Origin of the sequence: Paracoccus shanxieyensis (assembly GCF_009711265.1) — a bacterium.
GTDB classification, from domain to species: Bacteria; Pseudomonadota; Alphaproteobacteria; order Rhodobacterales; family Rhodobacteraceae; genus Paracoccus; species Paracoccus shanxieyensis.
In genome coordinates this window covers 1-23291 of sequence record NZ_WMII01000013.1, presented here as the reverse complement: position 1 = coordinate 23291, position 23291 = coordinate 1, and the positions used below count along the sequence as shown (strand labels likewise).

The window sequence follows — 23291 nt, the reverse complement described above, 5'->3', positions numbered from 1 at the left end:
GCGAGGGTCACGCCCCGCGCCGCCCGAAAATCCTCAGCCGGTCAGCGGCCCCAGATATAGATGACGACGAACAGGAACAGCCACACCACGTCGACGAAGTGCCAATACCATGCGGCGGCCTCGAACCCGACATGCTGCTTCTGGGTCATCTGGCCGCGCAGGAAGCGGATCAGGCAGACGAACAGAAATATCGTGCCGATGATGACATGCAGACCGTGAAAGCCCGTCGCCATGTAGAACGTCCCGGCATAGACCGTATCGGCCAGACCAAAGGCCGCATGGCTGTATTCATAGGCCTGCAGGATCGAGAAGCAGACCCCCAGCACGATGGCCACGATCAGCCCGCGGATGGTGGTCTTGCGGTCGCCCTCATGGACAAAGGCGTGGTGCGCCCATGTCACGGCCACGCCGGACAGAAGCAGGATCAGCGTGTTGATCAGCGGCAGGTGGAAGGGATCGAAGGTCACGATGCCTTCGGGCGGCCAGACGCCATCCTTGATCGGGCTGTCCGGCCCCATCGGATACATGGCGTTCTTGATGAAGGCCCAGAACCACGCCACGAAGAACATCACCTCGGACATGATGAACAGGATGAAGCCGTATTGCAGCCCGATGCGGACGACCGGGGTATGTTCGCCGGATTCGCCCTCGCGCACCACATCGGCCCACCAGCCGAACATGACATACAGCACCGCGACAAAGCCGATCAGGAACATCCACGGCCCCTCGATCGGTGCGCCGAAGAAGGTCATGCCCTTCATCCAGGCGACGGCGCCGGCCAGCATGACGAAGGCACTGACCGCGCCAAGGAATGGCCAGATCGAGGGCGGAAGAATCTGGTAGTCGTGGTTCTTTACCTGGGCCATGCCTGCGCTCCTCCGCTGTTGGCTCGCGTCGTCTTGTTCAGTTGACGTTCTTATCCGTTGCTGCGCTCAGCGCCGCCTGCTGGGGCGCCGAGGGTTCGGTCCGGTGGAACGTATAGGACAGGGTGATATCGCGGATGCGCCCGGCATCATTGTCGTTCACGATATCCGCATCGACGAAGAAGCTGACCGGCATTTCGATGCGTTCGCCGGGTTGCAGCGTCTGTTCGGTAAAGCAGAAGCACTGCATCTTGCTGAAGTAATAGCCCGCCAGATCCGGCGCGACGTTATAGCTGGCCGTGCCGGTGATGGGTTCGTCGCTGGTGTTGATCGCCTCATAGAAGGCCAGTGCGTTTTCTCCGATGCGCAATTCCATCTCGCGCTGCATCGGGCGGAAGGTCCAGCCCATGTCGGGATCCACATTGGCGTCAAAGCGGATGCGGACCTTTTCCTCCAGCACATGATCAGAGGCCTGCGTCGCGACATTCGTCGTGCCACCATAGCCGGTGACCTTGCAGAACCAGTTATAGAACGGAACCGCTGCCCAGGACAGCGCGCCCATCACCACGACGACGCCGACAAGATAACCGACGGTGCGGGTGTTGGAGCGCTGGGTCATGGGCTTTCCTGTGATACGGCCGCCCCCGGCGTGCCCGGCGCGGCGACGGGACCGGCGGGCTTTGCGGGCGGGTTGGGATCATGCGGCAGCACCGAGGCGCGGGGCTGGTGGTCGAACCCCTCCATCATGTCGCCATTGGTGATCTTGGCAATCGACAGGCCGAAGACAAGCGCGGCAAAGGCCAGCAGCACGACCAGCAGGCCGATATTGCGGCTGCGGCGGCGCTTGTGAAGCTCATGCTCGACCCGTGGCAGCATCACGATCCCCCCATCCAGTGCTGCACCAGCAGCGCCAGGAAATGCAGGAAGGTGTAATACAGCGACTGGCGGAAATAGCGTTTCTCGACCTTGTAGCCGTCGGCCTGTGCCTGTTCCTCGGACCGGCGCAGGATCTGCCAGCCGCCGGCGATGAACATGACGTTCAGGATGACCGAGACCGCCAGATACAGCGGCCCGCCGACCGAGGTGAATCCCAGCCAGATCGCAAAGGGCGCCAGCACCAGCGTATAGCCGAAGATGTGGCGGCGCGTGACGCGGCGGCCATGCGTGACCGGCAGCATCGGCACCCCGGCCTTTGAATAATCGCTGTTCATGAACAGCGCCAGCGCCCAGAAATGCGGCGGCGTCCAGAAAAAGATCAGCGCGAACATCAGCAGGGATTCGATGCCGATGCCCCCCGTCGCGCAGGCCCAGCCGATCATGGGCGGGAACGCGCCCGCCGCGCCACCGATGACGATGTTCTGCGGCGTCGCGCGTTTCAGCCAGATCGTATAGACCACGGCATAGAAAAAGATCGTGAAGGCCAGAAAGCCTGCCGCGAACCAGTTCGCCGCCAGCCCAAGCATCATCACCGACAGGCCCGACAGCGCCAGACCGACCGCCAGCGCGTCTTCGCGCGACACGCGCCCCGAGGGCACGGGACGGTTTGCCGTCCGCTTCATCACCGCGTCGATATCGCTGTCATACCACATGTTCAGCGCGCCCGAGGCCCCGCCCCCCAGCGCGATGAACAGCACCGAGCAGAAGGCCACGAACGGGTTCATCTGCACCGGCGCGATCCACAGCCCGACAAAGGCCGTGAACACGACCAGCGACATCACGCGCGGTTTCAGCAGCGCGATGAAGTCTCCGAAACCCGCCTCGGCGGGGCCCTCATATGCGTTGGTATCGGCCACAGCGTTCCCTTACTGCGCCTGCGCCAGCTGCACGGGCCGGACAGGCAGATAATCGGACGCGTCAGCGGCGAATTCTTCCTTCGCACCCGCCAGCCACGCGTCGTATTTTTCCTGACTTACGGCCTTTACCACGATGGGCATGTAGGCATGGTTGATGCCGCACAGCTCGGAGCATTGGCCGAAGTAAACCCCTTCAGTATCCGCCGCGAACCAAAGCTGCGCAATGCGACCAGGCACCGCATCCTGCTTCACGGCAAATGCGGGGATGGTCCAGCTGTGAATCACATCCGTGGCGGTCACCTGCATCAACACGGTTTTGCCCACAGGCACAACGACCGGATTGTCGGCGGCAAGCAGGTATTCGTCCTCTGAATACCCGGCATCGGCCAGCGCGTCCTTTTCCAGCATCAGCGCGTCGAAGGCGATGCCGTCATTGGGATATTCATAGGACCAGTACCATTGATGCCCGATGGCCTTGATGACCAGATCGGGATTGTTGGGCATTTCCTGACTGCGAAACAGCGCCGGCAGCGAAAACACCCCGATGGCCACAAGGATCAGCACCGGGACAAGGGTCCATGCGATCTCGATGGGGGTGTTGTGGGTAAAGCGGGCGGGCACCGGATTGGCGCGGCTGTTATAGCGAAAGATGCAGATCAGCAGCAGGATGCAGACGAAGATCGTCACGGCCGTGATGATATACAGCACAAAGTGATCCAGCCATTGCTGGTCATGTGCCAGCGGGCTGGACGGCGGCTGGAACCCCATCCCGCGCGCATGCGGCTTGCCGATCGTCGGCAGATCGCCCAGCACTTCCTGCGCATTCGCGCAAACGCCTGACAATGCCGCAAAACCAAGGCCGGAAACTGCCGCGAATTTGCGGCGCATCGTCGCAATTGCCATTATCCCATCCCACTGCCTACTGTCGCATCGGCGTGACAAAGCTCCTCCAGCCAAGCCGACATCGGTCTTGTTTGACAACCATATTCTCCCTTCACGGGCAAGTCATACCTATCGACTTACGACCAAAAAACCCCTAGTCGAGACATCTTGGCCAAAGGATTTCATGATGACGGATGCCGCATTTTCGCCCTTTGAGACCCATCTGGACCATGACGGCGCGCTGCGCATCCTGCGCGATGCGCTGGTCGGCGCCGATGACGGAGAGCTGTTTCTTGAGCGTTCGCGCGCGGAAACGCTGGCTTTTGACGATGGCCAGCTGCGCACCGCCAGCTATGACGCCAATCAGGGCTTCGGCCTGCGCGCCGTGCGCGGCGAAGTGACGGGCTATGCCCATTCCACCGAAATCGACGAAACTGCCTTGCGCAAGGCTGCACAAACCGTGCGGCTGGCCGTAGGCGACGCGGGCGGCACGCTGGCCCTGCCCCCCGCCGGACGGATCACGCCGCTTTATGCGCCCATCGACCCGGCCGCAGGCATCAGCTTTGCCGCCCGCGTGGCACTTTTGCGCGACATCGACGCTTTTGCCCGCGACCTTGATCCGCGTGTGGTGCAGGTCTCGGCCAGCATCGCGACTTCGGTTCAGGAGGTCGCCATCCTGCGCCCGGAAGGCGGGCTGGCCACCGATATCCGCCCGATGGCGCGCATCAATGTCTCGGTCATCGTGGAATCGAACAGCCGCCGCGAAAGCGGCAATGCGGGCGGCGGCGGACGCATCGCGCTGGACGGGCTGATCGCACCCGATCACTGGCAGGCGCAGGTCCGCGAGGCGCTGCGCATCGCGCTGGTCAACCTGCGCTCGGTGCCCGCGCCTGCGGGGGTGATGGATGTGGTGCTGGGTCCGGGCTGGCCGGGCATCCTGCTGCACGAGGCGGTGGGCCACGGGCTTGAGGGCGATTTCAACCGCAAGGGCCATTCCGCCTTTGCCGGTCTGCTGGGCCAGCGCGTGGCCGCACCCGGCGTCACCGTGCTGGACGACGGCACGATCCCGGACCGGCGCGGCTCGATCTCGGTCGATGACGAAGGCAATGCGCCGGGGCGCAATGTGCTGATCGAGGACGGCATCCTGACAGGCTACATGCAGGACCGGCAGAATGCCCGGCTGATGGGCGTCGAACCGACCGGCAACGGGCGGCGCGAAAGCTATGCCCATGCGCCGATGCCACGCATGACCAACACCTTCATGTTGGCCGGTCCGGACGATCCTGCGGCGATTCTGGCCGATCTGCGGGATGGGGTCTATGCCGTGGGCTTTGGCGGCGGTCAGGTGGACATCACCAGCGGCAAGTTCGTGTTTTCCTGCACCGAAGCCTATCGCGTCAAGGATGGCGTCTTGGGCGACCCGGTGCGCGGCGCCACGCTGATCGGCGATGGCGCGACGGCGCTGCAACAGATCCGCGCCATCGGCAACGATCTGCAACTGGATCCCGGCATCGGCAATTGCGGCAAGGCCGGGCAATGGGTGCCGGTGGGCGTGGGAATGCCGTCGCTGCTGATCGGCGGGCTGACCATCGGCGGATCCGCCGCCTAGGGATTTGGCCCCCGCATGATTCTTTTGCGGCGGCTAACCCATTCTTAACCAATCCCGTGCCATCACGGCCCTGCGGATAAGGCAGGGCACGATGATGATGGCAAGACCGTTTTCCCTTCAGACCCACCACACCCCCAGCATCGCCGGGGATGACGGGATTGCAGTGCTGCGCCTTATCCGTTCCCGCAAGGTCGGCCCGGCGACGTTTCACCGGATGCTGGCCGAACATGGCAGCGCCGATGCGGCCCTGGCCGCGCTGCCCGACATGGCCCGTGCGGCGGGGCTTTCCGATTACACCCCCTGCCCCATCGGCGTGGCCGAGGCCGAGATGGCCGCCGGGCGGCGCGCGGGTGCCAGGCTGATCGTCTGGGGCGACCCGGCCTATCCCGCGCAACTGCGCGACATCGCCGATGCCCCTGCCGTGCTGTGGGTCAAGGGTCAGCTCTCGGTTCTGGAGCGGCTGCCGGTCGCGGTGATCGGGGCGCGCAATGCCTCATCGCTGGGGTTGCGCATGGCGCGCGGGCTGGCCTTGGGACTGTCGCAATCGGGGGCTGCTATCATCGCAGGTCTGGCGCGCGGCATCGACACCGTGGCGCATGAGGCAACGCTGGCCACCGGCACGGTCGCGGTGATGGCGGGCGGCATCGACATGATCTATCCGTCGGAAAACGCGGCGCTGGCCGAGGCGATCTGCGACACCGGCCTGCTGGTGACCGAACAGCCTCCGGGCACCGAACCCGTGGCGCGGCATTTTCCGGCGCGCAACCGCATCGTCTCGGGGCTGTCGCAGGCGGTGGTGGTGGTCGAAGCCGCGCATCGGTCGGGCAGCCTGATCACCGCGAAAGCCGCGCTGGATCAGGGGCGCGAGGTGATGGCGGTGCCGGGCCATCCGATGGATGCCCGCGCCGCCGGCTGCAACGTGCTGATCCGTGACGGCGCGCTGCTGGTGCGCAATTCCACCGATGTGCTGACCGCCCTGCTGGGCCCCGAGGAAGCGGCGGCGCGGGCTGCCCGCGATGTGGCGGCCCCCGCCCCGCAGCCGTCCCCGCAACCCGCACCTGTCCCGCTGACTGCCCCTGCGACGCCCGCGAAACGGCTGCAACCCGCCGCCGTCGCCCAGCGGCTGGCGGGGATCGGCCATGCCCTGCGCCGGTCTGCGCCCCCGCAACAGGGTGGCCCCGTCGCGCTGGAGGCGCGCATTCTGGCCCGGCTTGGCCCCAGCCCGACCGAAGAAAACCTGCTGATCCGGGATCTTGGCCTGCCCGCCGCCACATTGGCCCCGGCGCTTCTGGCGCTTGAGCTGTCTGGCCGGATCGAGCGTCTGGCAGGTGGCCGGATCGCGCTGCACCCGCAAGGTTAGCGCCGCAACAGGCTGTTTTCAGCCGGTTCACGCCGCTTCACGGGGTTGTTCAGGAACCTGCGGCACCGCCTCATGTTACCTCTGCATGAATATTTTCGCATGGCAGAGGAGCCAACATGCGTCGCATTCTTCGGGCAACCACGGCAATCGTCACCAGCATCTCGCTGGTCTTGCCGCAGATCGCTGTCGCGCAGGAACTTCCGCGCCGCGGTGAACAGCAACAGCAGCAGCAAAAGCCCAAACCGCAGCAGCAAAAGCCAAAGGCCCAGCAGCAAAAGCCCAATGCACAGAAAGCGCAGGGCGATGCGCCGCGCAAGCAGCAGGCCGAACAGCCGCAGCGCCGTCAGGCCGACCAACAACCGCGCCGTCAGGCCGAGCCGCAGCCGCGCAAGGCGCAGGCTGAACAGCCGCAGCGCCAGCCCCAGCGGCAGGCCCAGCAGCCCCGCCCCGAACCGCAGCAGCGCGCCCAACAGCCGCAGCAACCCAAGGCACAGCAGCCAAAACCGCAACCGCAAAAACCGCAACAGGCCGAACAGCAGCGTCAGCCGCAAAAGCCGCAGCCGCAACAAAAGCCGCAGCAAAATCCGCGCGCGCAGGCAGATGCCCCGCGTCCGAACGGGAATGCGCGCGGCAATCCCGAGGCTCCGGCCCGTGCGCAGCAGCAACAACCGCCCCGCGCCGCGAATGGCAACGCTCAGCCGCCGAACCGTCAGCAAGGCGAGGCCCCGCGCAACGCCGAGGATCTGCGCCGCGCCATGCAGCAGCGCGAAGGCGGCAACGCCCCCGGTCAGCGCCCCAATGGCGCGGGCCAGCAACCGCCCCGCGCCGCGAATGGCAACGCTCAGCAACCCAACCGCCAGCAAGGCGAGGCCCCGCGCAATGCCGAGGATCTGCGCCGCGCCATGCAGCAGCGCGAAGGCGGCAACGCCCCCGGTCAGCGCCCCAATGGCGCGGGCCAGCAACCGCCCCGCGCCGCGAATGGCAACGCTCAGCAACCCAACCGCCAGCAAGGCGAGGCCCCGCGCAATGCCGAGGATCTGCGCCGCGCCATGCAGCAGCGCGAAGGCAACGACGCCCCCGGTCAGCGCCCCAATGGCGCGGGCCAACAACCGCCTCGCGCTGGTGATCCGGAGCAGCAGGCCGCGGGGCGTAACAACCAGCTGAATGTCCAGCGTCTGACCCCGCAGCAGCTGCAGGAACGCGTGCGCGAAGGCAATGGCGAGGTGCGCCTGCCGCCGCCCGAATTGGCCGGTCGCGAGCGCAATCAGCAAAACGACATTGCCCGCCGCGCGGCCGAAGGCTCGAAACTGGGGCCTGCGGCGGCATTGGCCGGTCGGGATGGCGACGATCAGGGCCGGGTCAGCGAACACAAGATCTCGCGCGATGACGTGCGACGCTCGGATCAGGATTTCCGCACCAATCTGCGCGACGGCCAGCGCCGCCTGACGGATGAGGAAATGCGCCGCGATCTGGAACGCCGCCGTCAGAACCTGACGCAGGAAGAACGCGAGGCCGACCGGCGCGAGGATCGTCTGGACCGCCGCGACGCATGGCTGGACCGGCGCGAGGATAACTGGAACGACCGCGACCGCTGGAACGATGGCCGTGACGGCTGGCGCGACAATGACGACGACAATGATCGCGGCAGCGACATTGCAAAGCTGCTGCTGGCCGGCGCGGCGGGCTTTGCCGTGGGCAAGATGATGTCAGGCAACCGGCAGGTCGCGCTGAATACCGGCGACCGCGCGGTGCTGACCCTGCCCGATGGCAGCCAGCAGATCGTGCGCGACGACAATGCGCTGCTGTATCAGCCGGGCTCGGACGTGCGGACCGAAACCTATCAGGACGGCTCGACCCGCACGGTGGTGACGCGCGCCGATGGCAGTCAGGTGGTGACGATCCGCGATGAGGATATGAACGTGCTGCGCCGCACGCTGATCCGTCCGGATGGCAGCGAAACCCGGCTGATCGACGACACGGCCGTGCGGCCCGTCGATGTCGCAACCCTGCCCGCGCCGCAACCCGTCGCTTATTCGACCCGGCCATGGCAGGAGGATGAATTGCGCCGTGCGCTGCTGACGGAAACGCCGACCGACCGCCGCTTCACGCTGGGTCAGATCCGCGACATCCCCGAGGTCCGCTCGCTGGTGGCGCCGGTGAACGTCCCCGAGATCACCTTCGACACGAACTCGGCGGCGCTGACCTCGGCGCAGGCGGAACAGCTTGCCACTGTGGGCAAGGTCATCCGCGATGCCATCGATCAGAACCCGAAAGAGGTGTTCATGATCGAAGGCTATACCGATGCCGTAGGCTCGGACGCGGCCAACCTTGCTCTGTCGGACCGGCGGGCGGAATCGGTGGCGCTGGCCTTGACCGAGTATTTCCAGGTGCCGCCTGAGAACATGGTCGTGCAGGGCTATGGCGAACAGTATCTGCTGGTCGATTCCGATGCCGATGTGCGCGAAAACCGGCGCGTTGGCATCCGGCGCATCACCGACCTGCTGGAGCAGGGCTGACACAGGAAGGCCGCGGGATCGCACCCCCGCGGCCTTCGACATTCGACGGATCTTGGGCGATCACCCCAGCGCATAGCCCGTGCCGCGCACGGTCCGCACCGGATTGTCGCCGCCATTGGCCATCAGCGCCTTGCGCAAGCGGCCTACATGCACGTCGATGGTCCGGGTATCGACATAGATGTCGCGGCCCCAGACGCGATCCAGCAATTGCTCGCGCGTCCAGACCCGGCCGGGCTTTTCCATCAGCGTGGACAACAGACGGAACTCGGTCGGACCCAGATGCAGCGCCTGCCCGCCGCGAAACACGCGATGTTCGCCCGCATCAAGGATGATGTCGGCATAGCTGAGCCGTTCACCCATCGACGCCGGGCGGGTGCGGCGCAGCTGCGTGCGCAGCCGCGCCATCAGCTCGACCACCGAATAGGGCTTCACGACATAATCGTCGGCGCCGGTTTCCAGACCGCGCACCCGATCCACCTCTTCCGAGCGGGCGGACAGCATGATGATCGGGATCTGCCGGGTCTGCGGATCGGCCTTCACGCGGCGGCATATCTCGATGCCGCTGACATTGGGCAGCATCCAGTCCAGCACGATCAGGTCCGGCTGTTCTTCGGCGACAAGCAACATGGCCTCGTCGCCGTTCTCGGCCAGCACAACCGAGAAGCCTTCGGCTTCAAGGTTGTACTTCAGCACCTCGCGTTGCGCGCCCTCGTCCTCGACCACCAGCACGCAGGGTTGCGCTTGTGCCATGGCTCAGTCCTCGCCTTCGTTCAGCGTCGCACGGGTGATCGCATCGCTTTTGGGACGGGATTCATCGGGCAACTGGCCGGTCGCCAGATAGATCACCTGCTCGGCGATCCCGGTGGCGTGGTCGCCGACGCGTTCGATGTTCTTGGCGATGAAATGCAGGTGCATACAGGCGGTGATGTTGCGCGGATCTTCCATCATATGGGTCAGGAATTCGCGGAACAGCGCGTTATACATCTGGTCGACTTCCAGATCGCGGTTGCGCACGTCGGTGGCCAGCGCCGGGTCGCGCTGGATATAGGCGTCCAGCGCATCCTTCATCATGCCCTCGACGGTCGTCGTCATGCGGCGCAGCGCGATGCCCGAGCCGTTGATGGCGGGCATATGCACCAGCACATGGCTGCGCTTGGCGATGTTCTTGGCGTAATCGCCCACCCGCTCGAGGATGCCCGAGATCTTGATGACGGTCAGCACGGTGCGCAGGTCGGTGGCGATGGGCGCGCGCAGGGCGATCAGGCGCGCGGCCTCTTCGTTGATCTGGGCTTCCAGCTCGTCCACGGCCTTGTCGCGGCGGCGGACCTGATCGGCCAGTTCCTCGTCGCGGGTTTCCAGCGCGATGGCGGCGTCGTGAATGGCGCTTTCGACCATTCCGCCCATTTTCACGACCATCGCCTGAACCGTTTCCAGATCCCGGTCAAAGGCCGACATGATATGACGTTCGTTCATGATGATACTCTTTCTGGCCGGGGATCAGCCGATGCGGCCCGAGATATAGCTTTCCGTGCGCGGATCCTGCGGACGGGTGAAGATGGCATCCGTGTCGTTGTATTCGACCAGATTGCCCAGATGGAAGAACGCGGTCTTCTGGCTGACACGGGCCGCCTGCTGCATCGAGTGCGTCACGATCACGACCGAGAACTGCGACCGAAGCTGGTCGATCAGTTCTTCGACCTGACTGGTCGCGATCGGGTCAAGCGCCGAGCAGGGCTCGTCCATCAGCAGGACTTCCGGCTGGGTCGCCACGGCGCGGGCGATGCACAGACGCTGCTGCTGGCCGCCCGACAGGCCGGTCCCCGGCTCATTCAGGCGGTCCTTGACCTCATTCCACAGCGCGGCGCCGCGCAGCGACTGCTCGACGATCTCGTCCAGCTCGGCGCGGTTGCGGGCCAGACCGTGGATGCGGGGGCCATAGGACACGTTGTCATAGATCGATTTGGGGAACGGGTTCGGCTTCTGGAACACCATGCCGACCTTGGCGCGCAACTGCACCGGATCGACGCGCTTGTCATAGATATCCTCGCCGTCCAGCGTGATCTTGCCTTCGACGCGGCAGCTTTCGATGGTGTCGTTCATGCGGTTCAGGCAGCGCAGGAAGGTCGACTTGCCGCAGCCCGACGGTCCGATGAAGGCGGTGACGGTCTTGTCCAGAATGTCGACATCGACATCCTTGATGGCGTGTTTGTCGCCATAATACACCTGCGCCTGACGGGCCGAGATCTTGATGTCCGTTTGGCTCACGGTGCGCTCCACTTTGCTCATGTCGTTCATAATCATCATCCGTCCCGGGTTTACCACCGGCGCTCGAACTTGCGGCGCAGGAAGATGGCAAGGAGGTTCATACACAGAAGGAAGACCAGCAGGACGATGATCGCCCCAGAGGCCCGTTCCACGAAGGCGGGGTCGGCACGCTGCGTCCAGTTATAGACCTGCACCGGCAGCGCCGAGGCGGGGTCGAACAGGCCCTCTGGCGGCGCGCCGGGGAAGTTGCGCACGAAGGCCACCATGCCGATCAGCAAAAGCGGCGCGGTTTCGCCAAGCGCCTGCGCCAGACCGATGATCGTGCCGGTCAGGATGCCCGGCATGGCCAGCGGCAGCACATGGTGAAACACCGACTGCATCTTTGACGCACCCACCCCCAGCGCGGCATCGCGGATCGACGGCGGCACCGCCTTCAGCGCCGCGCGGGTGGCGATGATGATGGTGGGCAGCGTCATCAGCGTCAGCACCAGACCGCCGACGATGGGCGCCGATTGCGGCAGGCCCGCGAAGTTGATGAAGGCGGCCAGACCCAGGATACCGAACACGATGGACGGCACGGCAGCGAGGTTCGAGATATTGACCTCGATGATGTCGGTCAGGCGGTTCTTGGGCGCGAATTCCTCAAGATAGATCGAGGCGGCGACACCGATCGGCACGGCCAGAACCAGCACCACCAGCATCATGTACAGCGACCCAAGGATGGCCACGCCGACACCGGCGGCTTCCGGGCGCTGGTCCGAGGCGTCGGGCTTGGTCAGGAATGACCAGTTCCATTCCGTCGCCAGCAGGTTCTTGTCCTTCAGCGCATCGGCCAGTTGCAGCTGCGCGACCGAGGTATTGCTGTCGCGCGCCGCCGTCTCCATGGTGACGCGGCCCTTGTAATAGCCGTCCACGCGGCCATTGCTCAGCAGACGCGCGTCGATGGTCTGGCCGACCAGTTCGGGATTGGCCAGAACCTGATTGCGCAGCTCGGCAGGTGCCTCTTTCGAGATCATGTTGCTGACATCGGCGGCGGTCAGCCCGTCGATGGTGATGCCGTTATCGGTGATCGCCTTTTGCAGCGCGGTCTCGATCAGCTTGCCATAGGTCAGGGTCAGAACCTTGCGGATCTCCTCGGGGTCGCGATTGCCGGACTTGTCCAGCTGCGCGGCATCAAGGGTCACCGGGATTTCGACATAGGTCTGACGGAACGAGCCGATACCGCCGGTCAGGATGGTGAACATCAAGATGACCAGCAGCGCGATCGAGATCAGGATCGCCCCCAGACCATAGGCGCGGAAACGGCGTTCGGCGGCATTGCGCTTGCGGGTGCGTTCATCGGCAACCAGCAGCGAGCTTTTGTCCGGGGACGCGCCGGCAGCGGGAAAGGTTGCGTCGGTCATTCGTACTGCTCCCGATATTTACGCACGACATAAAGGGCGACGATGTTCAGCCCCAGCGTGATGACGAAAAGGGTCAGGCCCAGAGCGAAGGCGACAAGCGTTTCGGGCGCGGCGAAATCGGTATCGCCGGTCAGCTGGCTGACGATCTTGACGGTGATCGTCGTCATCGCCTCGAACGGGTTCAGGCCCATCTGTGCGGCGGCCCCTGCCCCCAGCACGACGATCATGGTTTCACCGATGGCGCGCGACGCGGCCAGCAGGATCGCCCCCACGATGCCCGGCAGCGCGGCGGGCAGCACCACCTTGCGCACGGTTTCGGACTGGGTGGATCCCAGACCCAGCGCGCCGTCGCGCAGCGATTGCGGCACGGCGTTGATGATGTCATCCGAAAGCGAGCTGACAAAGGGGATCAGCATGATGCCCATGACCAGACCCGCGGTCATCACCGACGACCCGGAATTGCCCAGACCCAGCGGCTGCGCAAAGTAATCCCGCAGCATCGGGCCCACGGTGATCAGCGCGAAGAGGCCGTAGACGATGGTCGGGATACCGGCCAGAATCTCGATGGCGGGCTTGGCCCAGCTGCGCAGGCGCGGCGAGGCGTATTCCGACAGATAGATCGCGGCGAACAGGCCGATCGGGATCGACACGGCCAGCGCGATGAATGAGATGTACAGCGTGCCCCAGACCAGCGGCAGGATGCCCAGTTGCGAACCGCCGCCGAAGCGGGGCGACCAAGTGGTGCCGAAGAAGAAGTCCTGCCAGGGGTATTGCTTGAAGAAGTTGCCCGTCTCGAACAGCATCGACAGCACGATCCCGGCGGTGGTCGCGATGGCGATCATCGAGCACAGGATCAGCAGATAGCGCACAAAGGTTTCCACCACGTTGCGGGCGCGGAAATCCGGGTTGGTGCGCGACAGCGCGAATGCCATGCCAGCGGCAGCCACAATCAGCGCCAGAACGGCCAGCACGGTCGGGCCGGCGGGGCGCAGGACACTCCAGATCGCAATCAGAAACAGGGTGGGAACGGCGGTGAACATCGCGATGTTCCAGCCGTAATAGCTGGGGCGCGAATGCAGGCGACGGCTATCGCCGCCCGCCGCGGACAGAACACGGGAGCGACCGATATAGTAACCGGCAACTGCCAAGGCCAGGACGAGCAGCAAGGTCCAGGTGACAGGCATAAGGGCCTCGGGAGAATGGGAGGGGAGGAGGCGCGGGACCGTCATGGCCCCGCGCCAGAAGCCAGATCAGTTGGCAGCCATGACGGTTTCGTCGGCAACGGCTTTCTGAACGTCAGCCAGTTGCGGATCGGAAACCAGACCATAGGCGGCCAGCGGGCCATCGGGGCCTGCGATCTCGTCCGAGACGAAGAATTCGACGAATTCCTTCAGGCCCTGGATTTCACCGATATGGGCTTTCTTCACATAGAAGAACAGCGGGCGCGACACGGGGTATTCGCCCGAGGCGATCGATTCGGTCGAGGGGGTGACGCCAGCGAAGGTGCCGACTTTCAGCTTGTCGGTGTTGTTTTCGTAAAACGACAGGCCAAAGACGCCGATGCCGTGCTTGGCCGACTGGATGCGGGCCAGCGTTTCGGTATAGTCGCCGTCGATATCGACCGATTTGCCATCGGTGCGCAGCGCCATGCAGGCACCATCGGCGTCGTCTTCGCTCATCGCGGCCTTGAACGCCTCTTCAGCGCCCGAGTCCTTGCAGCCGGCGTGGATGACCTTTTCCTCGAACACTTCGCGGGTGCCGTGCTTGGTGCCCGGAACGAAGGCCAGAATGTCCTGATCGGGCAGGTCGGCGCGGATCTGGTTCCACTTGGTATAGGGGTTGGCGACGACTTTGCCGTCGACCACGACCTGAGCGGCCAGCGCGTTGAACCAGTCGGAAGCGGTGAACTGGAAGTCGTTGCCCGAGATGTCGCTGGCAAAGACGATGCCGTCATAGCCGATGCGGACTTCCATGATGTCGGTCACGCCAGCGGCCTTGCAGGCCTCGATTTCCGATTCCTTGATCGGGCGCGATGCGTTGGCGATGTCGATGGTGTTTTCGCCGACGCCTTCGCAGAATTTCTTCAGACCAGCGGACGAGCCGCCCGATTCCACGACCGGCGTCGGGAAGTCGGTGTTTTCGCCAAAGGCTTCGGCGACGATCGTCGAATAGGGCAGCACGGTCGACGAGCCAGACACCTGGATCTGGTCACGGGCCGAGGCGACGGTGGCCGAGGCGGCGATGATGGCAAGGACCGAAACGGCAAGTTTCGCGGATTTCATAGGATCACTCCTGACATTTCCATGGGGCCGACAGCGGCCTGCCCGACCCCTTAGAGGGCGGATGCGACGCTTATGCGTCAGGAGTGTAACGGAATTGCGACAATCGGGGATTGCACGAAAATGGCTGTGGATACAGGGGCCAGCGCCCCTGCACGATCATCCTGTCAACCGATTCGACCGCGCGCCCCGCCGGTTTGTGCGCGGTCCATCATGAACTGGTCCAGAATCACGCAGGCCGCCATGGCCTCGGCAATCGGGACGGCGCGGATGCCCACGCAAGGGTCGTGACGGCCCTTGGTGATCAGCTCGATGTCCTCGCCCTTCTGGTTGATCGTGCGGCGCGGCGTCAGGATCGAACTGGTCGGCTTGACGGCAAAGCGCACCAGAATGTCCTGCCCGGTCGAGATGCCGCCCAGGATGCCCCCCGCATGGTTCGACAGGAAGCGCGGCCCGTCATTGCCCATGCGGATCTCATCGGCATTTTCCGTGCCGGTCAGGGCGGCGGCGGCCATGCCCTCGCCGATCTCGACGCCCTTTACGGCGTTGATCGACATCATCGCGGCGGCAAGGTCGGTATCCAGCTTGGCATAGACCGGCGCGCCCAGCCCTGCCGGACAGCCCCGGATCAAGACCTCGATCGCGGCACCGACGCTGTTCTGATCCTTGCGAATGGCGTTCAGGTAATCCTCCCATGCCGGGACCGCATCGGCATCGGGCAGGAAGAACGGGTTGTTGCCGATCTCTTTCGGGTCGAACTTGGCGCGGTCCAGATGCAGATCGCCCATCTGCACCATATAGCCGGTGATGCGCAGCGCGGGCGCAAGCTCGCGCAGCACCGCCTGCGCCACCGCCCCTGCCGCGACCCGAGCCGCGGTTTCCCGCGCGCTGGACCGGCCGCCGCCGCGATAGTCGCGGATGCCGTATTTCAGATGATAGGCAATATCGGCATGGCCGGGGCGGAAGGCCTGCGCGATGTCGCCGTAATCCTTGCTGCGCTGATCGGTATTCTCGATCATCAGCTGGATCGGCGTCCCCGTCGTGCGCCCCTCGAACACGCCCGAAAGGATCCTGACCTGATCCGGCTCTTGCCGCTGGGTGGTGAATTTCGAGGTGCCGGGGCGGCGGCGGTCCAGAAACGTCTGGATGAAGGCTTCGTCCAGCGCGATGCCGGGCGGACAGCCATCGACCGTCGCCCCCAGGGCCGGCCCGTGGCTTTCGCCCCAGGTGGTGAAGGTGAAGACGCGACCGAAGGTGTTGAAGCTCATGCTCTATGCCCCTTTTTCGCCTGCGATAGCCGGGCTGAACCGCTCAGGCAACGGGAAATGCTGCGCCGGAAAGGTCGGAACGGCTGGCCCACGAATCATCCAAAGCGGTTTTTTTACCGTTCAATCAAATTATTAGTTGAATTCACACCCGTTTCACGGACCAATGTCATGGTAATGTAACGTGATGGTTGCGAAGGTGGGCGGTTTGCATCCGGCAGCCGCTTGGCCCGGCGCCATTTCGGCAAAGTTGAATCAATGGTGACAATTCGGTCGGTTGCATCTGCCCCCATCTTGGCCCATGAACCGCAAAACCGATTTGTCCAGAACAGACGAGGATTATTTTGTTACCGCTGCGCCGGTAGCACATCCAAAACGCGAGCAAATTTGGCAGCGATCTTGACGCAAGTTTCTGCAATCGCTTTTCAAGGCTCAACCAGTAGTGGTATGGCGTAATCAGATTGGATAACGATATCTTGCCCGCCTGTTGCCGTTCCACACCGGCGCCCGGCAGGGGTCCTGAAGGCCCGGTCGAAATACTGGCTCCGGGGGCGGGCAAAGGTGATATCGTTTCGTGACAGTTGCTCTTCTGTGCTTGTGGTGGGGTGTGGCTGAGCAACTCGGGAGGGCGCGGGCCGGAGACACCCGCGCCCTTTCCCAATCCTGCGGCACTGCCCCGTATCGGGCGGATACTGCCCCCGATGACCCAAGGTCAGCCGCGTAACCCTCCGGCAGGGAACGAATACTGCCTGCGGAACGTATTACTCCTGACAGTCCATCAGGGGGCATAGCATGACGGACATAACGAAGGCCGATCCCGCAGCATCGGGCCAGCCCGAACTTCATCGCGTGATGGGGCCGAAACTGCTGCTGCTGTTCATCGTCGGCGACATTCTGGGCACCGGCGTCTATGCGCTGACCGGCACGGTGGCGGGTGAGGTCGGGGGCGCGGCATGGGCGCCGTTCCTGCTGGCCTTCGTCATCGCCACCATCACCGCGATGTCCTATCTTGAGCTTGTGACGCGCTTCCCGCAGGCGGCGGGCGCGGCGCTTTATACGCACAAGGCTTTTGGCATCCACTTTCTGACATTTCTGGTGGCCTTTACCGTCATGTGTTCGGGGATCACCTCGGCATCGACGGCCTCGAATGCCTTTGCGGGCTTTCTGAATGACGGCTTCGGGCTGGGCCTGTCCAAGACCGGCGGCGGCATCCTGATCATCGCGCTTGGCTTCATGGCCCTGGTCGCGCTGATCAACTTCCGCGGTGTCGGCGAAAGCGTCAAAGCCAATGTCGTGCTGACCTGCATCGAGCTTTCGGGACTGCTGATGATCATCTTCATCGGCTTTTACGCCATGAGTCAGGGCCGCGCGGATTTCTCGGAAGTGATGATCTTCCAGTCGTCCGAGGAAAAGGGCGCCTTCCTGTCCTTGACAGCCGCGACCGCCTTGGCCTTCTTCGCCATGGTCGGGTTCGAGGATTCGGTCAACATGGCCGAAGAGGTCAAGGATCCCGTCCGCGTCTTTCCCCGCGTCATGCTGGCCGGGCTGGGCATCACCGGCGTGATCTATGTGCTGGTCGCGATCTGCGCCGTGGCACTGGTTCCGGTGGGGCAACTGTCCAACCCCGACAATGGCTCGGCCCTGACGCAGGTGGTGCGCGCGGGCGCGCCGGGCCTGCCCTTCGACAAGATCTTTCCGTTCATCGGCATGTTTGCCGTGGCGAACTCGGCGCTGATCAACATGCTGATGGCCAGCCGCCTGCTTTACGGTCTGGCCCGGCAGCGCGTGCTGCCCCATGCGCTGGGGCTGGTGCATCACACGCGGCGCACGCCTTGGGTCTCGATCATCTTCACGACGCTGCTGTCCTTTGGGCTGATCTATTTCGTGGTCACGCAAGGCTCGGCTTCGGCGGTCAGCCTGCTGGGCGGCACGACATCGCTGCTGCTGCTCTGCGTGTTCACCATCGTCAACATCTCTCTGCTGGTGCTGCGCCGCCAGCCCAGCAAGACCGAGCATTTCCGCGCCCCCGCCATCCTGCCATGGATCGGCGCGATCACCTGCGCGTTTCTGGTCGGCCCATGGGCGCGCAGCGAGGCGCAGATGGGGCAATACCGCATCGCCGCCTGGCTGCTGGGCATCGGTCTGGTGCTGTGGGTTGCAACCTATCTGTGGAACCGCGCCCATCCCCGCCCCGGCGAGATCCGGAATGTCGAGGATATCGAGCCCGACTGAGCCATGCGCCACGCCAGCCAAAGGCGCATCCTTTGGGCTGGCATGGCCGGTTCGGGTTTACAGCTTGCGCTGAGAGGCAAACCCGTATCTGTCGCAAGGCCTTGCATCCCCGCGCCGTTACCGAGTTTTGATGTCAGGACCGGCTGCCACGCGGCACTGCGGAGATTGCCATGTTGCTGCTTGGCATCGCACTGCTGCTTTTGGCGAGCCTGCTTTACCAGGACGCCGAAACCCATCGCGCGCTGGCTTGGGGCCTGCCGGCCGTGCTGATCTTCATTGGCGGGCTGGGGATTGCCGCGTTTCAGAAAACCAGCGCCCCGCTGCTGGCCATCGGCGATGCGTCATATTCGATCTATCTGGCGCATCTGTTTCCGATCACCGTGCTGGACATCATCTTCAACCGCATCCCTATGCTGGAAGGCTCGGCCATGGCGGCGGTGGTGTTCCTGCTGATTTCCGTCATTGCCGCGCTGCTGATCGGCCATCAGGCCTATCGCCGGATCGAGCTTCCGACCGAGCGTTGGGCGCGGGGTCTGCTGGCGCGGCGGCGTGGCGACCATTTCGGGCAGCCGGTGCGCTAGATCCTTGGCGGCAGGCAGGACAGCAAAAAGGCCCCTTTCGGGGCCTTCTTCGTGTTCCGGACAAGGCAGGTCAGGCCTGCAGGGCGCGCACGCCAACCTCACCTTCGCCGCGCGACTTGATCGCGGCCACGGCGGCAATGCTGCCCGCTGCGGTGGTGAAATAGGGGATCTTGTCGTTCAGCGCGACGGCCCGGATCTCGCGGGAATCGGCGATGGCCTGTGCGCCTTCGGTCGTGTTCAGCACCATGACGATCTCGCCGTTCTTCAGGCGGTCTACGATGTTCGGGCGCCCCTCATAGACCTTGTTCACGCGCGCCGCGTCGACCCCTGCCCCGGCAAGGTAATCCGCGGTCCCGCCCGTGGCGATCAGCGAAAAGCCCATCGCAACCAGATCGCGCGCGGCATCGGCCAGTGCCGCGGTCTTGTCGGCGTCCTTGACCGAAATGAAGACCAGCCCGGTCGTGGGCAATTGCGTCCCCGCGCCCATCTGCGCCTTCAGGAAGGCCCGCGCGAAGTTGCGGTCCCAACCCATCACCTCGCCGGTCGAGCGCATCTCTGGTCCCAGCAGCGTATCGACACCGGGGAAGCGGGCAAAGGGCAACACCGCCTCTTTGACCGAGAACCACGGCGTATTCGGATCGGCCAGCGTCAGCGGATCGGCGAAGGGCAGATCGGTCTCCGGGCCCACATCCGCCGGATAGGGCGCGCGGGCCGGGAAGTTCGACATCGGCTCACCCGCCATCAGGCGCGCGGCGATCGAGGCAATGGCGCTGTCGGTGGCCTTGGCGACGAAGGGCACTGTGCGCGAGGCGCGCGGGTTCACCTCAAGCACATAGATCGTGCCATCCTTGATCGCGAATTGCACGTTCATCAGACCGACGACGTTCAGCGCCTTGGCCATTTCGCGGGACTGACGTTTCAGTTCCTCAATCGTCGCGGCATCCAGCGTATGCGGCGGCAGGCAGCAGGCGCTGTCGCCGGAATGCACGCCCGCTTCCTCGATATGCTCCATGATGCCTGCGACATGGACGGTCGTGCCGTCCGAAAGGCAGTCCACATCCACCTCGATCGCGCCCGCCAGATAGCTGTCCAGCAGCACCGGGCTGTCACCCGAGACCTGCACGGCCTCGCGGATATAGCGTTTCAGGTGGTCCATATCGCGGACGATTTCCATGCCGCGACCGCCCAGCACATAGGACGGGCGGATGACCAGCGGGAAGCCGACCTTTTCGGCGATCTCGATGGCTTCCACATCGGTGCTGGCAATGCCGTTCACCGGCTGCTTCAGGTTCAGATCGTTCAGCAGCTTCTGGAACCGCTCACGGTCCTCGGCCAGGTCGATGGCGTCGGGGGTGGTGCCAAGGATCGGGATGCCCTCGGCCTCAAGCGCGTTGGCCAGTTTCAGGGGCGTCTGGCCGCCGAACTGCACGATGACACCGTGCAGCGTGCCGTTTTCCTGCTCGATGCGCAGGATCTCCAGCACATGTTCAAAGGTCAGCGGTTCAAAATACAGCCGGTCCGAGGTGTCGTAATCGGTCGACACCGTTTCCGGGTTGCAGTTGACCATGATGGTTTCATACCCGGCATCGGTCAGCGCAAAGCAGGCATGGCAGCAGCAATAGTCGAATTCGATCCCCTGCCCGATCCGGTTCGGACCGCCGCCCAGAATGACCACTTTCTTGCGGTCGCTGGGGCGGGCCTCGTTTTCGACATCGCCCATCGCCGGGGCTTCATAGGTCGAATACATATAGGGCGTCTGCGCCTCGAATTCGGCGGCGCAGGTGTCGATGCGCTTGAAGACCGGGTGCAGGTCATGGGCGCGGCGCGCCTTGCGCACGGCGGTTTCGGATTGCTGCGACAGCTTGGCCAGACGGGCATCGGTAAAGCCCATCATCTTCAAGCGGCGCAGTCCATCCAGATCGGCGGGCAGGCCGTTTGCGATCACGCCCGCCTCGGCATCGACGATCTCGCGCAGGCGGGACAGGAACCACGGGTCGAAGGCGGTGGCATGGCCGATTTCGTCATCGCTGAGGCCGTGACGCATGGCCTGAGCGATCAGCCGCAGCCGGTCGGGGGTCTGGGCACTGATCGCCTTGATCACGGCGGATTTCTCGGGCGCGCCGGGGATCTCGATGTCGTCAAGGCCGGTCAGCCCGTTCTCCATCGAGCTAAGCGCCTTTTGCAGCGATTCATGGAAGCTGCGGCCGATGGCCATCACCTCGCCCACGGATTTCATCGCCGTGGTCAATTCCGGCTTGCTGCCCGGGAATTTCTCAAAGGCAAAGCGCGGGATCTTGGTGACCACATAGTCGATCGAGGGCTCGAAGGATGCGGGCGTCACCTTGGTGATGTCATTGTCCAGCTCATCCAGCGTATAGCCGACGGCCAGTTTCGCGGCGATCTTGGCGATGGGGAAGCCGGTGGCTTTCGAGGCCAGCGCCGAGGACCGCGACACGCGCGGGTTCATCTCGATCACCACCATGCGGCCGTCCTTGGGGTTGACCGCCCATTGCACGTTGGACCCGCCGGTCTCGACGCCGATCTCGCGCAGCACCGCGATCGAGCCGTTCCGCATCCGCTGATATTCGCGGTCGGTCAGGGTCAGCGCCGGGGCGACGGTGATCGAATCGCCGGTATGGACGCCCATCGGATCGACGTTCTCGATGGAACAGACGATGATGGCGTTGTCGGCGCGGTCGCGCACCACCTCGAATTCATATTCCTTCCAGCCCAGCAGCGACTCGTCCACCAGCACCTGCGCCACCGGCGAGGCCTCCAGCCCCGAGCGCACGATGCGTTCGTAATCGTCGCGGTTATAGGCGACGCCGCCGCCGGTGCCGCCCAGCGTGAAGGCGGGCCGGATGATTGCCGGCAGACCGATTTCTTCAAGATCCGCCAGCGCCTGCGAGATCCCGGCCTGAATGTCATATTTGCCATTCGCCAGCTTGGGCGCGGCGACGATGGTGGCGCGCGGGTTTTCCAGCCCGATGCGGTCCATCGCCTCGCGGAACAGCTTGCGGTCCTCGGCCATCTCGATGGCGGCGCGCTGCGCCCCGATCAGCTCGACGCCGTAGCGGTTCAGGACGCCCATATCGGCCAGCGCCAGCGCGGTGTTCAACCCGGTCTGCCCGCCCATGGTCGGCAGCAGCGCGTCGGGGCGTTCCTTGGCGATGATCTTTTCGACCATCTCGGGGGTGATCGGCTCGATATAGGTGGCGTCGGCCATTTCCGGATCGGTCATGATCGTCGCCGGGTTCGAGTTCACCAGAATGACCCGGTAGCCCTCTTCGCGCAGCGCCTTGCAGGCCTGAGCGCCGGAATAGTCGAACTCGCACGCCTGCCCGATCACGATGGGCCCTGCGCCGATGATCAGGATGGATTTGATATCGGTTCTTTTGGGCATGGGGCGTCCTCGGGCTGGCGGCAGGTAAATCGACCGGGGTTATAGCCATGGCAAGCAGCGGCGCAAGGGTGTGCAGCGCCAACATTGTGGAAAAGATGTGGTCTGGAGGATGGTCTACAAGTAGGACTGGATGACCGCCTCGATTGCATCAGCGTGCTTGTAGATGTCACTCGGTGTGTCGATGCGCACCTTTATCTCTGTCTTGTCAGCACTGAAAAGCCCGAGATTTTTAGTTGTAGCTGAGTTGAAATACAGACGGCAGATGGGTCTGCGATTGTTGTCGTCACACAGCACGGCGCAATAGCTTTTAGCGTCGCGCATTGTGATGCGTTCAACGGCCATGCTACGCGCCGCAATCGCACGAACAATCATATAACCTTCGCGCTCTTCATCCGTAGTTACAACGTCGTCGTCGCCAACTGCTTCGACAGGATGAGGCGACGTGCTCACGGCCTCTGGCCGTAACGCAATACTCAGCCTGTCTTCGATTCTTTCTCTGATGAGAGCATCAAGAGCCGTCTGAATTGCCGGACGCAACTGCTCGGTAACCGCTTTGGTAATAGATCCGTCATGTATCTGCCGTCCTACCAACTTCACGAAGTCGTCGTCCGGTTGGCTAAGCTGCTGACGAAGATATCCAGCAGCGGCGCTGGCATATTTCAGGTTGGATGCCGCCTCGATGATCAAATCTATGGCAAATTCGCCCTTTCTGAAGGATAGTGCCCCGCGGCGTGGTGTAGGAGCGCCGACCCTCGGAGAGGTCAGGGCTTGTTCAGGTGGCCACGGCGGGCAGCCTGACGGTTGGATTGTCGGTCACACGGGCGAGCGTTTCAAGGCTCA

At 64.0% G+C, this 23291-nt stretch carries 19 protein-coding genes; 5 read left to right on the top strand and 14 right to left on the bottom strand.

Annotation, left to right across the window (positions count from 1 at the left end; all coding sequences use genetic code 11):
• Positions 1 to 41: 41 nt before the first annotated feature.
• From GL284_RS13920 to coxB, 5 genes are read right to left on the bottom strand one after another with little or no spacing between them, the layout of a single operon-like run.
• Complete coding sequence (locus GL284_RS13920) at positions 42 to 866, bottom strand: cytochrome c oxidase subunit 3 (RefSeq protein WP_155045244.1); 825 nt, start codon at positions 864 to 866, stop codon at positions 42 to 44.
• Positions 867 to 903: 37 nt separating this feature from the next.
• Entirely contained in the window at positions 904 to 1482 is a 579-nt protein-coding gene (locus GL284_RS13915; protein ID WP_155045243.1) for a cytochrome c oxidase assembly protein, read from the bottom strand.
• Positions 1479 to 1739 carry a hypothetical protein gene (locus tag GL284_RS13910; protein WP_155045342.1) on the bottom strand — a complete coding sequence of 87 codons (261 nt, stop codon included), beginning with the start codon at positions 1737 to 1739 and terminating at the stop codon, positions 1479 to 1481. The genes GL284_RS13915 and GL284_RS13910 overlap by 4 nt, the downstream gene beginning before the upstream one ends.
• A complete protein-coding gene (cyoE, locus tag GL284_RS13905) occupies positions 1739 to 2656 on the bottom strand; it encodes a heme o synthase (RefSeq protein ID WP_341870378.1) in 918 nt (305 codons plus the stop codon). Before cyoE ends, GL284_RS13910 begins: the two co-directional genes overlap by 1 nt.
• Positions 2657 to 2665: 9 nt before the next feature.
• Positions 2666 to 3559: a cytochrome c oxidase subunit II gene (gene coxB / locus GL284_RS13900; RefSeq protein ID WP_155045242.1), complete on the bottom strand. Its 894-nt coding sequence runs from the start codon at positions 3557 to 3559 to the stop codon at positions 2666 to 2668.
• 166 nt (positions 3560 to 3725) lie between these two features.
• On the opposite strand from coxB, the gene tldD reads away from it, so the two are divergent.
• From tldD to GL284_RS13885, 3 genes are all read left to right on the top strand, one after another.
• Positions 3726 to 5147 (top strand): metalloprotease TldD, encoded by a 1422-nt coding sequence (tldD, locus tag GL284_RS13895; protein WP_155045241.1) that lies wholly within the window; start codon positions 3726 to 3728, stop codon positions 5145 to 5147.
• A 94-nt stretch (positions 5148 to 5241) separates the two neighbouring features.
• A complete protein-coding gene (gene dprA / locus GL284_RS13890) occupies positions 5242 to 6507 on the top strand; it encodes a DNA-processing protein DprA (protein ID WP_425274242.1) in 1266 nt (421 codons plus the stop codon).
• 116 nt (positions 6508 to 6623) lie between these two features.
• Positions 6624 to 9023 carry an OmpA family protein gene (locus tag GL284_RS13885; protein ID WP_155045240.1) on the top strand — a complete coding sequence of 800 codons (2400 nt, stop codon included), beginning with the start codon at positions 6624 to 6626 and terminating at the stop codon, positions 9021 to 9023.
• Positions 9024 to 9083: 60 nt separating this feature from the next.
• On the opposite strand, the gene phoB is transcribed toward GL284_RS13885, so the two are convergent.
• From phoB to aroC, 7 genes are all read right to left on the bottom strand, one after another.
• Positions 9084 to 9773, bottom strand: a complete 690-nt coding sequence (gene phoB, locus GL284_RS13880) for a phosphate regulon transcriptional regulator PhoB (RefSeq protein ID WP_155045239.1) — start codon at positions 9771 to 9773, stop codon at positions 9084 to 9086.
• Positions 9774 to 9776: 3 nt separating this feature from the next.
• A complete protein-coding gene (gene phoU / locus GL284_RS13875; RefSeq protein WP_341870387.1) occupies positions 9777 to 10499 on the bottom strand; it encodes a phosphate signaling complex protein PhoU in 723 nt (240 codons plus the stop codon).
• A 21-nt stretch (positions 10500 to 10520) separates the two neighbouring features.
• The gene (gene pstB / locus GL284_RS13870; protein WP_155045237.1) at positions 10521 to 11318 is read right to left on the bottom strand and encodes a phosphate ABC transporter ATP-binding protein PstB; all 798 of its coding nucleotides are present in this window, start codon (positions 11316 to 11318) and stop codon (positions 10521 to 10523) included.
• 20 nt (positions 11319 to 11338) lie between these two features.
• Positions 11339 to 12691: a phosphate ABC transporter permease PstA gene (pstA, locus tag GL284_RS13865; protein ID WP_155045236.1), complete on the bottom strand. Its 1353-nt coding sequence runs from the start codon at positions 12689 to 12691 to the stop codon at positions 11339 to 11341.
• The gene (gene pstC / locus GL284_RS13860; RefSeq protein WP_155045235.1) at positions 12688 to 13875 is read right to left on the bottom strand and encodes a phosphate ABC transporter permease subunit PstC; all 1188 of its coding nucleotides are present in this window, start codon (positions 13873 to 13875) and stop codon (positions 12688 to 12690) included. The genes pstA and pstC overlap by 4 nt, the downstream gene beginning before the upstream one ends.
• 66 nt (positions 13876 to 13941) lie before the next feature.
• Positions 13942 to 14973, bottom strand: coding sequence for a substrate-binding domain-containing protein (locus GL284_RS13855; RefSeq protein ID WP_155045234.1), 1032 nt, complete (start codon positions 14971 to 14973; stop codon positions 13942 to 13944).
• Positions 14974 to 15137: 164 nt separating this feature from the next.
• Positions 15138 to 16238 carry a chorismate synthase gene (gene aroC, locus GL284_RS13850; RefSeq protein WP_155045233.1) on the bottom strand — a complete coding sequence of 367 codons (1101 nt, stop codon included), beginning with the start codon at positions 16236 to 16238 and terminating at the stop codon, positions 15138 to 15140.
• A 789-nt stretch (positions 16239 to 17027) separates the two neighbouring features.
• On the opposite strand from aroC, the gene GL284_RS13845 reads away from it, so the two are divergent.
• Positions 17028 to 18467, top strand: a complete 1440-nt coding sequence (locus GL284_RS13845) for an APC family permease (RefSeq protein WP_196216777.1) — start codon at positions 17028 to 17030, stop codon at positions 18465 to 18467.
• 170 nt (positions 18468 to 18637) lie between these two features.
• Positions 18638 to 19048, top strand: a complete 411-nt coding sequence (locus GL284_RS13840; RefSeq protein WP_155045232.1) for an acyltransferase family protein — start codon at positions 18638 to 18640, stop codon at positions 19046 to 19048.
• Positions 19049 to 19118: 70 nt separating this feature from the next.
• On the opposite strand, the gene carB is transcribed toward GL284_RS13840, so the two are convergent.
• Both carB and GL284_RS13830 read right to left on the bottom strand, forming a co-directional pair.
• Positions 19119 to 22451, bottom strand: a complete 3333-nt coding sequence (gene carB, locus GL284_RS13835; RefSeq protein ID WP_155045231.1) for a carbamoyl-phosphate synthase large subunit — start codon at positions 22449 to 22451, stop codon at positions 19119 to 19121.
• A gap of 114 nt (positions 22452 to 22565) precedes the next feature.
• Positions 22566 to 23138, bottom strand: a complete 573-nt coding sequence (locus tag GL284_RS13830) for a hypothetical protein (RefSeq protein WP_155045230.1) — start codon at positions 23136 to 23138, stop codon at positions 22566 to 22568.
• Between the last annotated feature and the right edge of the window lie 153 nt (positions 23139 to 23291).

What these genes read in the sequence shown, in the direction of transcription:
- GL284_RS13920 (WP_155045244.1), bottom strand. Translation starts at nt 866, where the DNA reads ATGGCCCAGGTAAAGAACCACGACTACCAGATTCTTCCGCCCTCGATC.
- GL284_RS13915 (WP_155045243.1), bottom strand. Translation starts at nt 1,482, where the DNA reads ATGACCCAGCGCTCCAACACCCGCACCGTCGGTTATCTTGTCGGCGTC.
- GL284_RS13910 (WP_155045342.1), bottom strand. Translation starts at nt 1,739, where the DNA reads ATGCTGCCACGGGTCGAGCATGAGCTTCACAAGCGCCGCCGCAGCCGC.
- coxB (WP_155045242.1), bottom strand. Translation starts at nt 3,559, where the DNA reads ATGGCAATTGCGACGATGCGCCGCAAATTCGCGGCAGTTTCCGGCCTT.
- tldD (WP_155045241.1), top strand. Translation starts at nt 3,726, where the DNA reads ATGACGGATGCCGCATTTTCGCCCTTTGAGACCCATCTGGACCATGAC.
- dprA (WP_425274242.1), top strand. Translation starts at nt 5,242, where the DNA reads ATGATGGCAAGACCGTTTTCCCTTCAGACCCACCACACCCCCAGCATC.
- GL284_RS13885 (WP_155045240.1), top strand. Translation starts at nt 6,624, where the DNA reads ATGCGTCGCATTCTTCGGGCAACCACGGCAATCGTCACCAGCATCTCG.
- phoB (WP_155045239.1), bottom strand. Translation starts at nt 9,773, where the DNA reads ATGGCACAAGCGCAACCCTGCGTGCTGGTGGTCGAGGACGAGGGCGCG.
- pstB (WP_155045237.1), bottom strand. Translation starts at nt 11,318, where the DNA reads ATGAACGACATGAGCAAAGTGGAGCGCACCGTGAGCCAAACGGACATC.
- pstA (WP_155045236.1), bottom strand. Translation starts at nt 12,691, where the DNA reads ATGACCGACGCAACCTTTCCCGCTGCCGGCGCGTCCCCGGACAAAAGC.
- pstC (WP_155045235.1), bottom strand. Translation starts at nt 13,875, where the DNA reads ATGCCTGTCACCTGGACCTTGCTGCTCGTCCTGGCCTTGGCAGTTGCC.
- GL284_RS13855 (WP_155045234.1), bottom strand. Translation starts at nt 14,973, where the DNA reads ATGAAATCCGCGAAACTTGCCGTTTCGGTCCTTGCCATCATCGCCGCC.
- aroC (WP_155045233.1), bottom strand. Translation starts at nt 16,238, where the DNA reads ATGAGCTTCAACACCTTCGGTCGCGTCTTCACCTTCACCACCTGGGGC.
- GL284_RS13845 (WP_196216777.1), top strand. Translation starts at nt 17,028, where the DNA reads ATGACGGACATAACGAAGGCCGATCCCGCAGCATCGGGCCAGCCCGAA.
- GL284_RS13840 (WP_155045232.1), top strand. Translation starts at nt 18,638, where the DNA reads ATGTTGCTGCTTGGCATCGCACTGCTGCTTTTGGCGAGCCTGCTTTAC.
- carB (WP_155045231.1), bottom strand. Translation starts at nt 22,451, where the DNA reads ATGCCCAAAAGAACCGATATCAAATCCATCCTGATCATCGGCGCAGGG.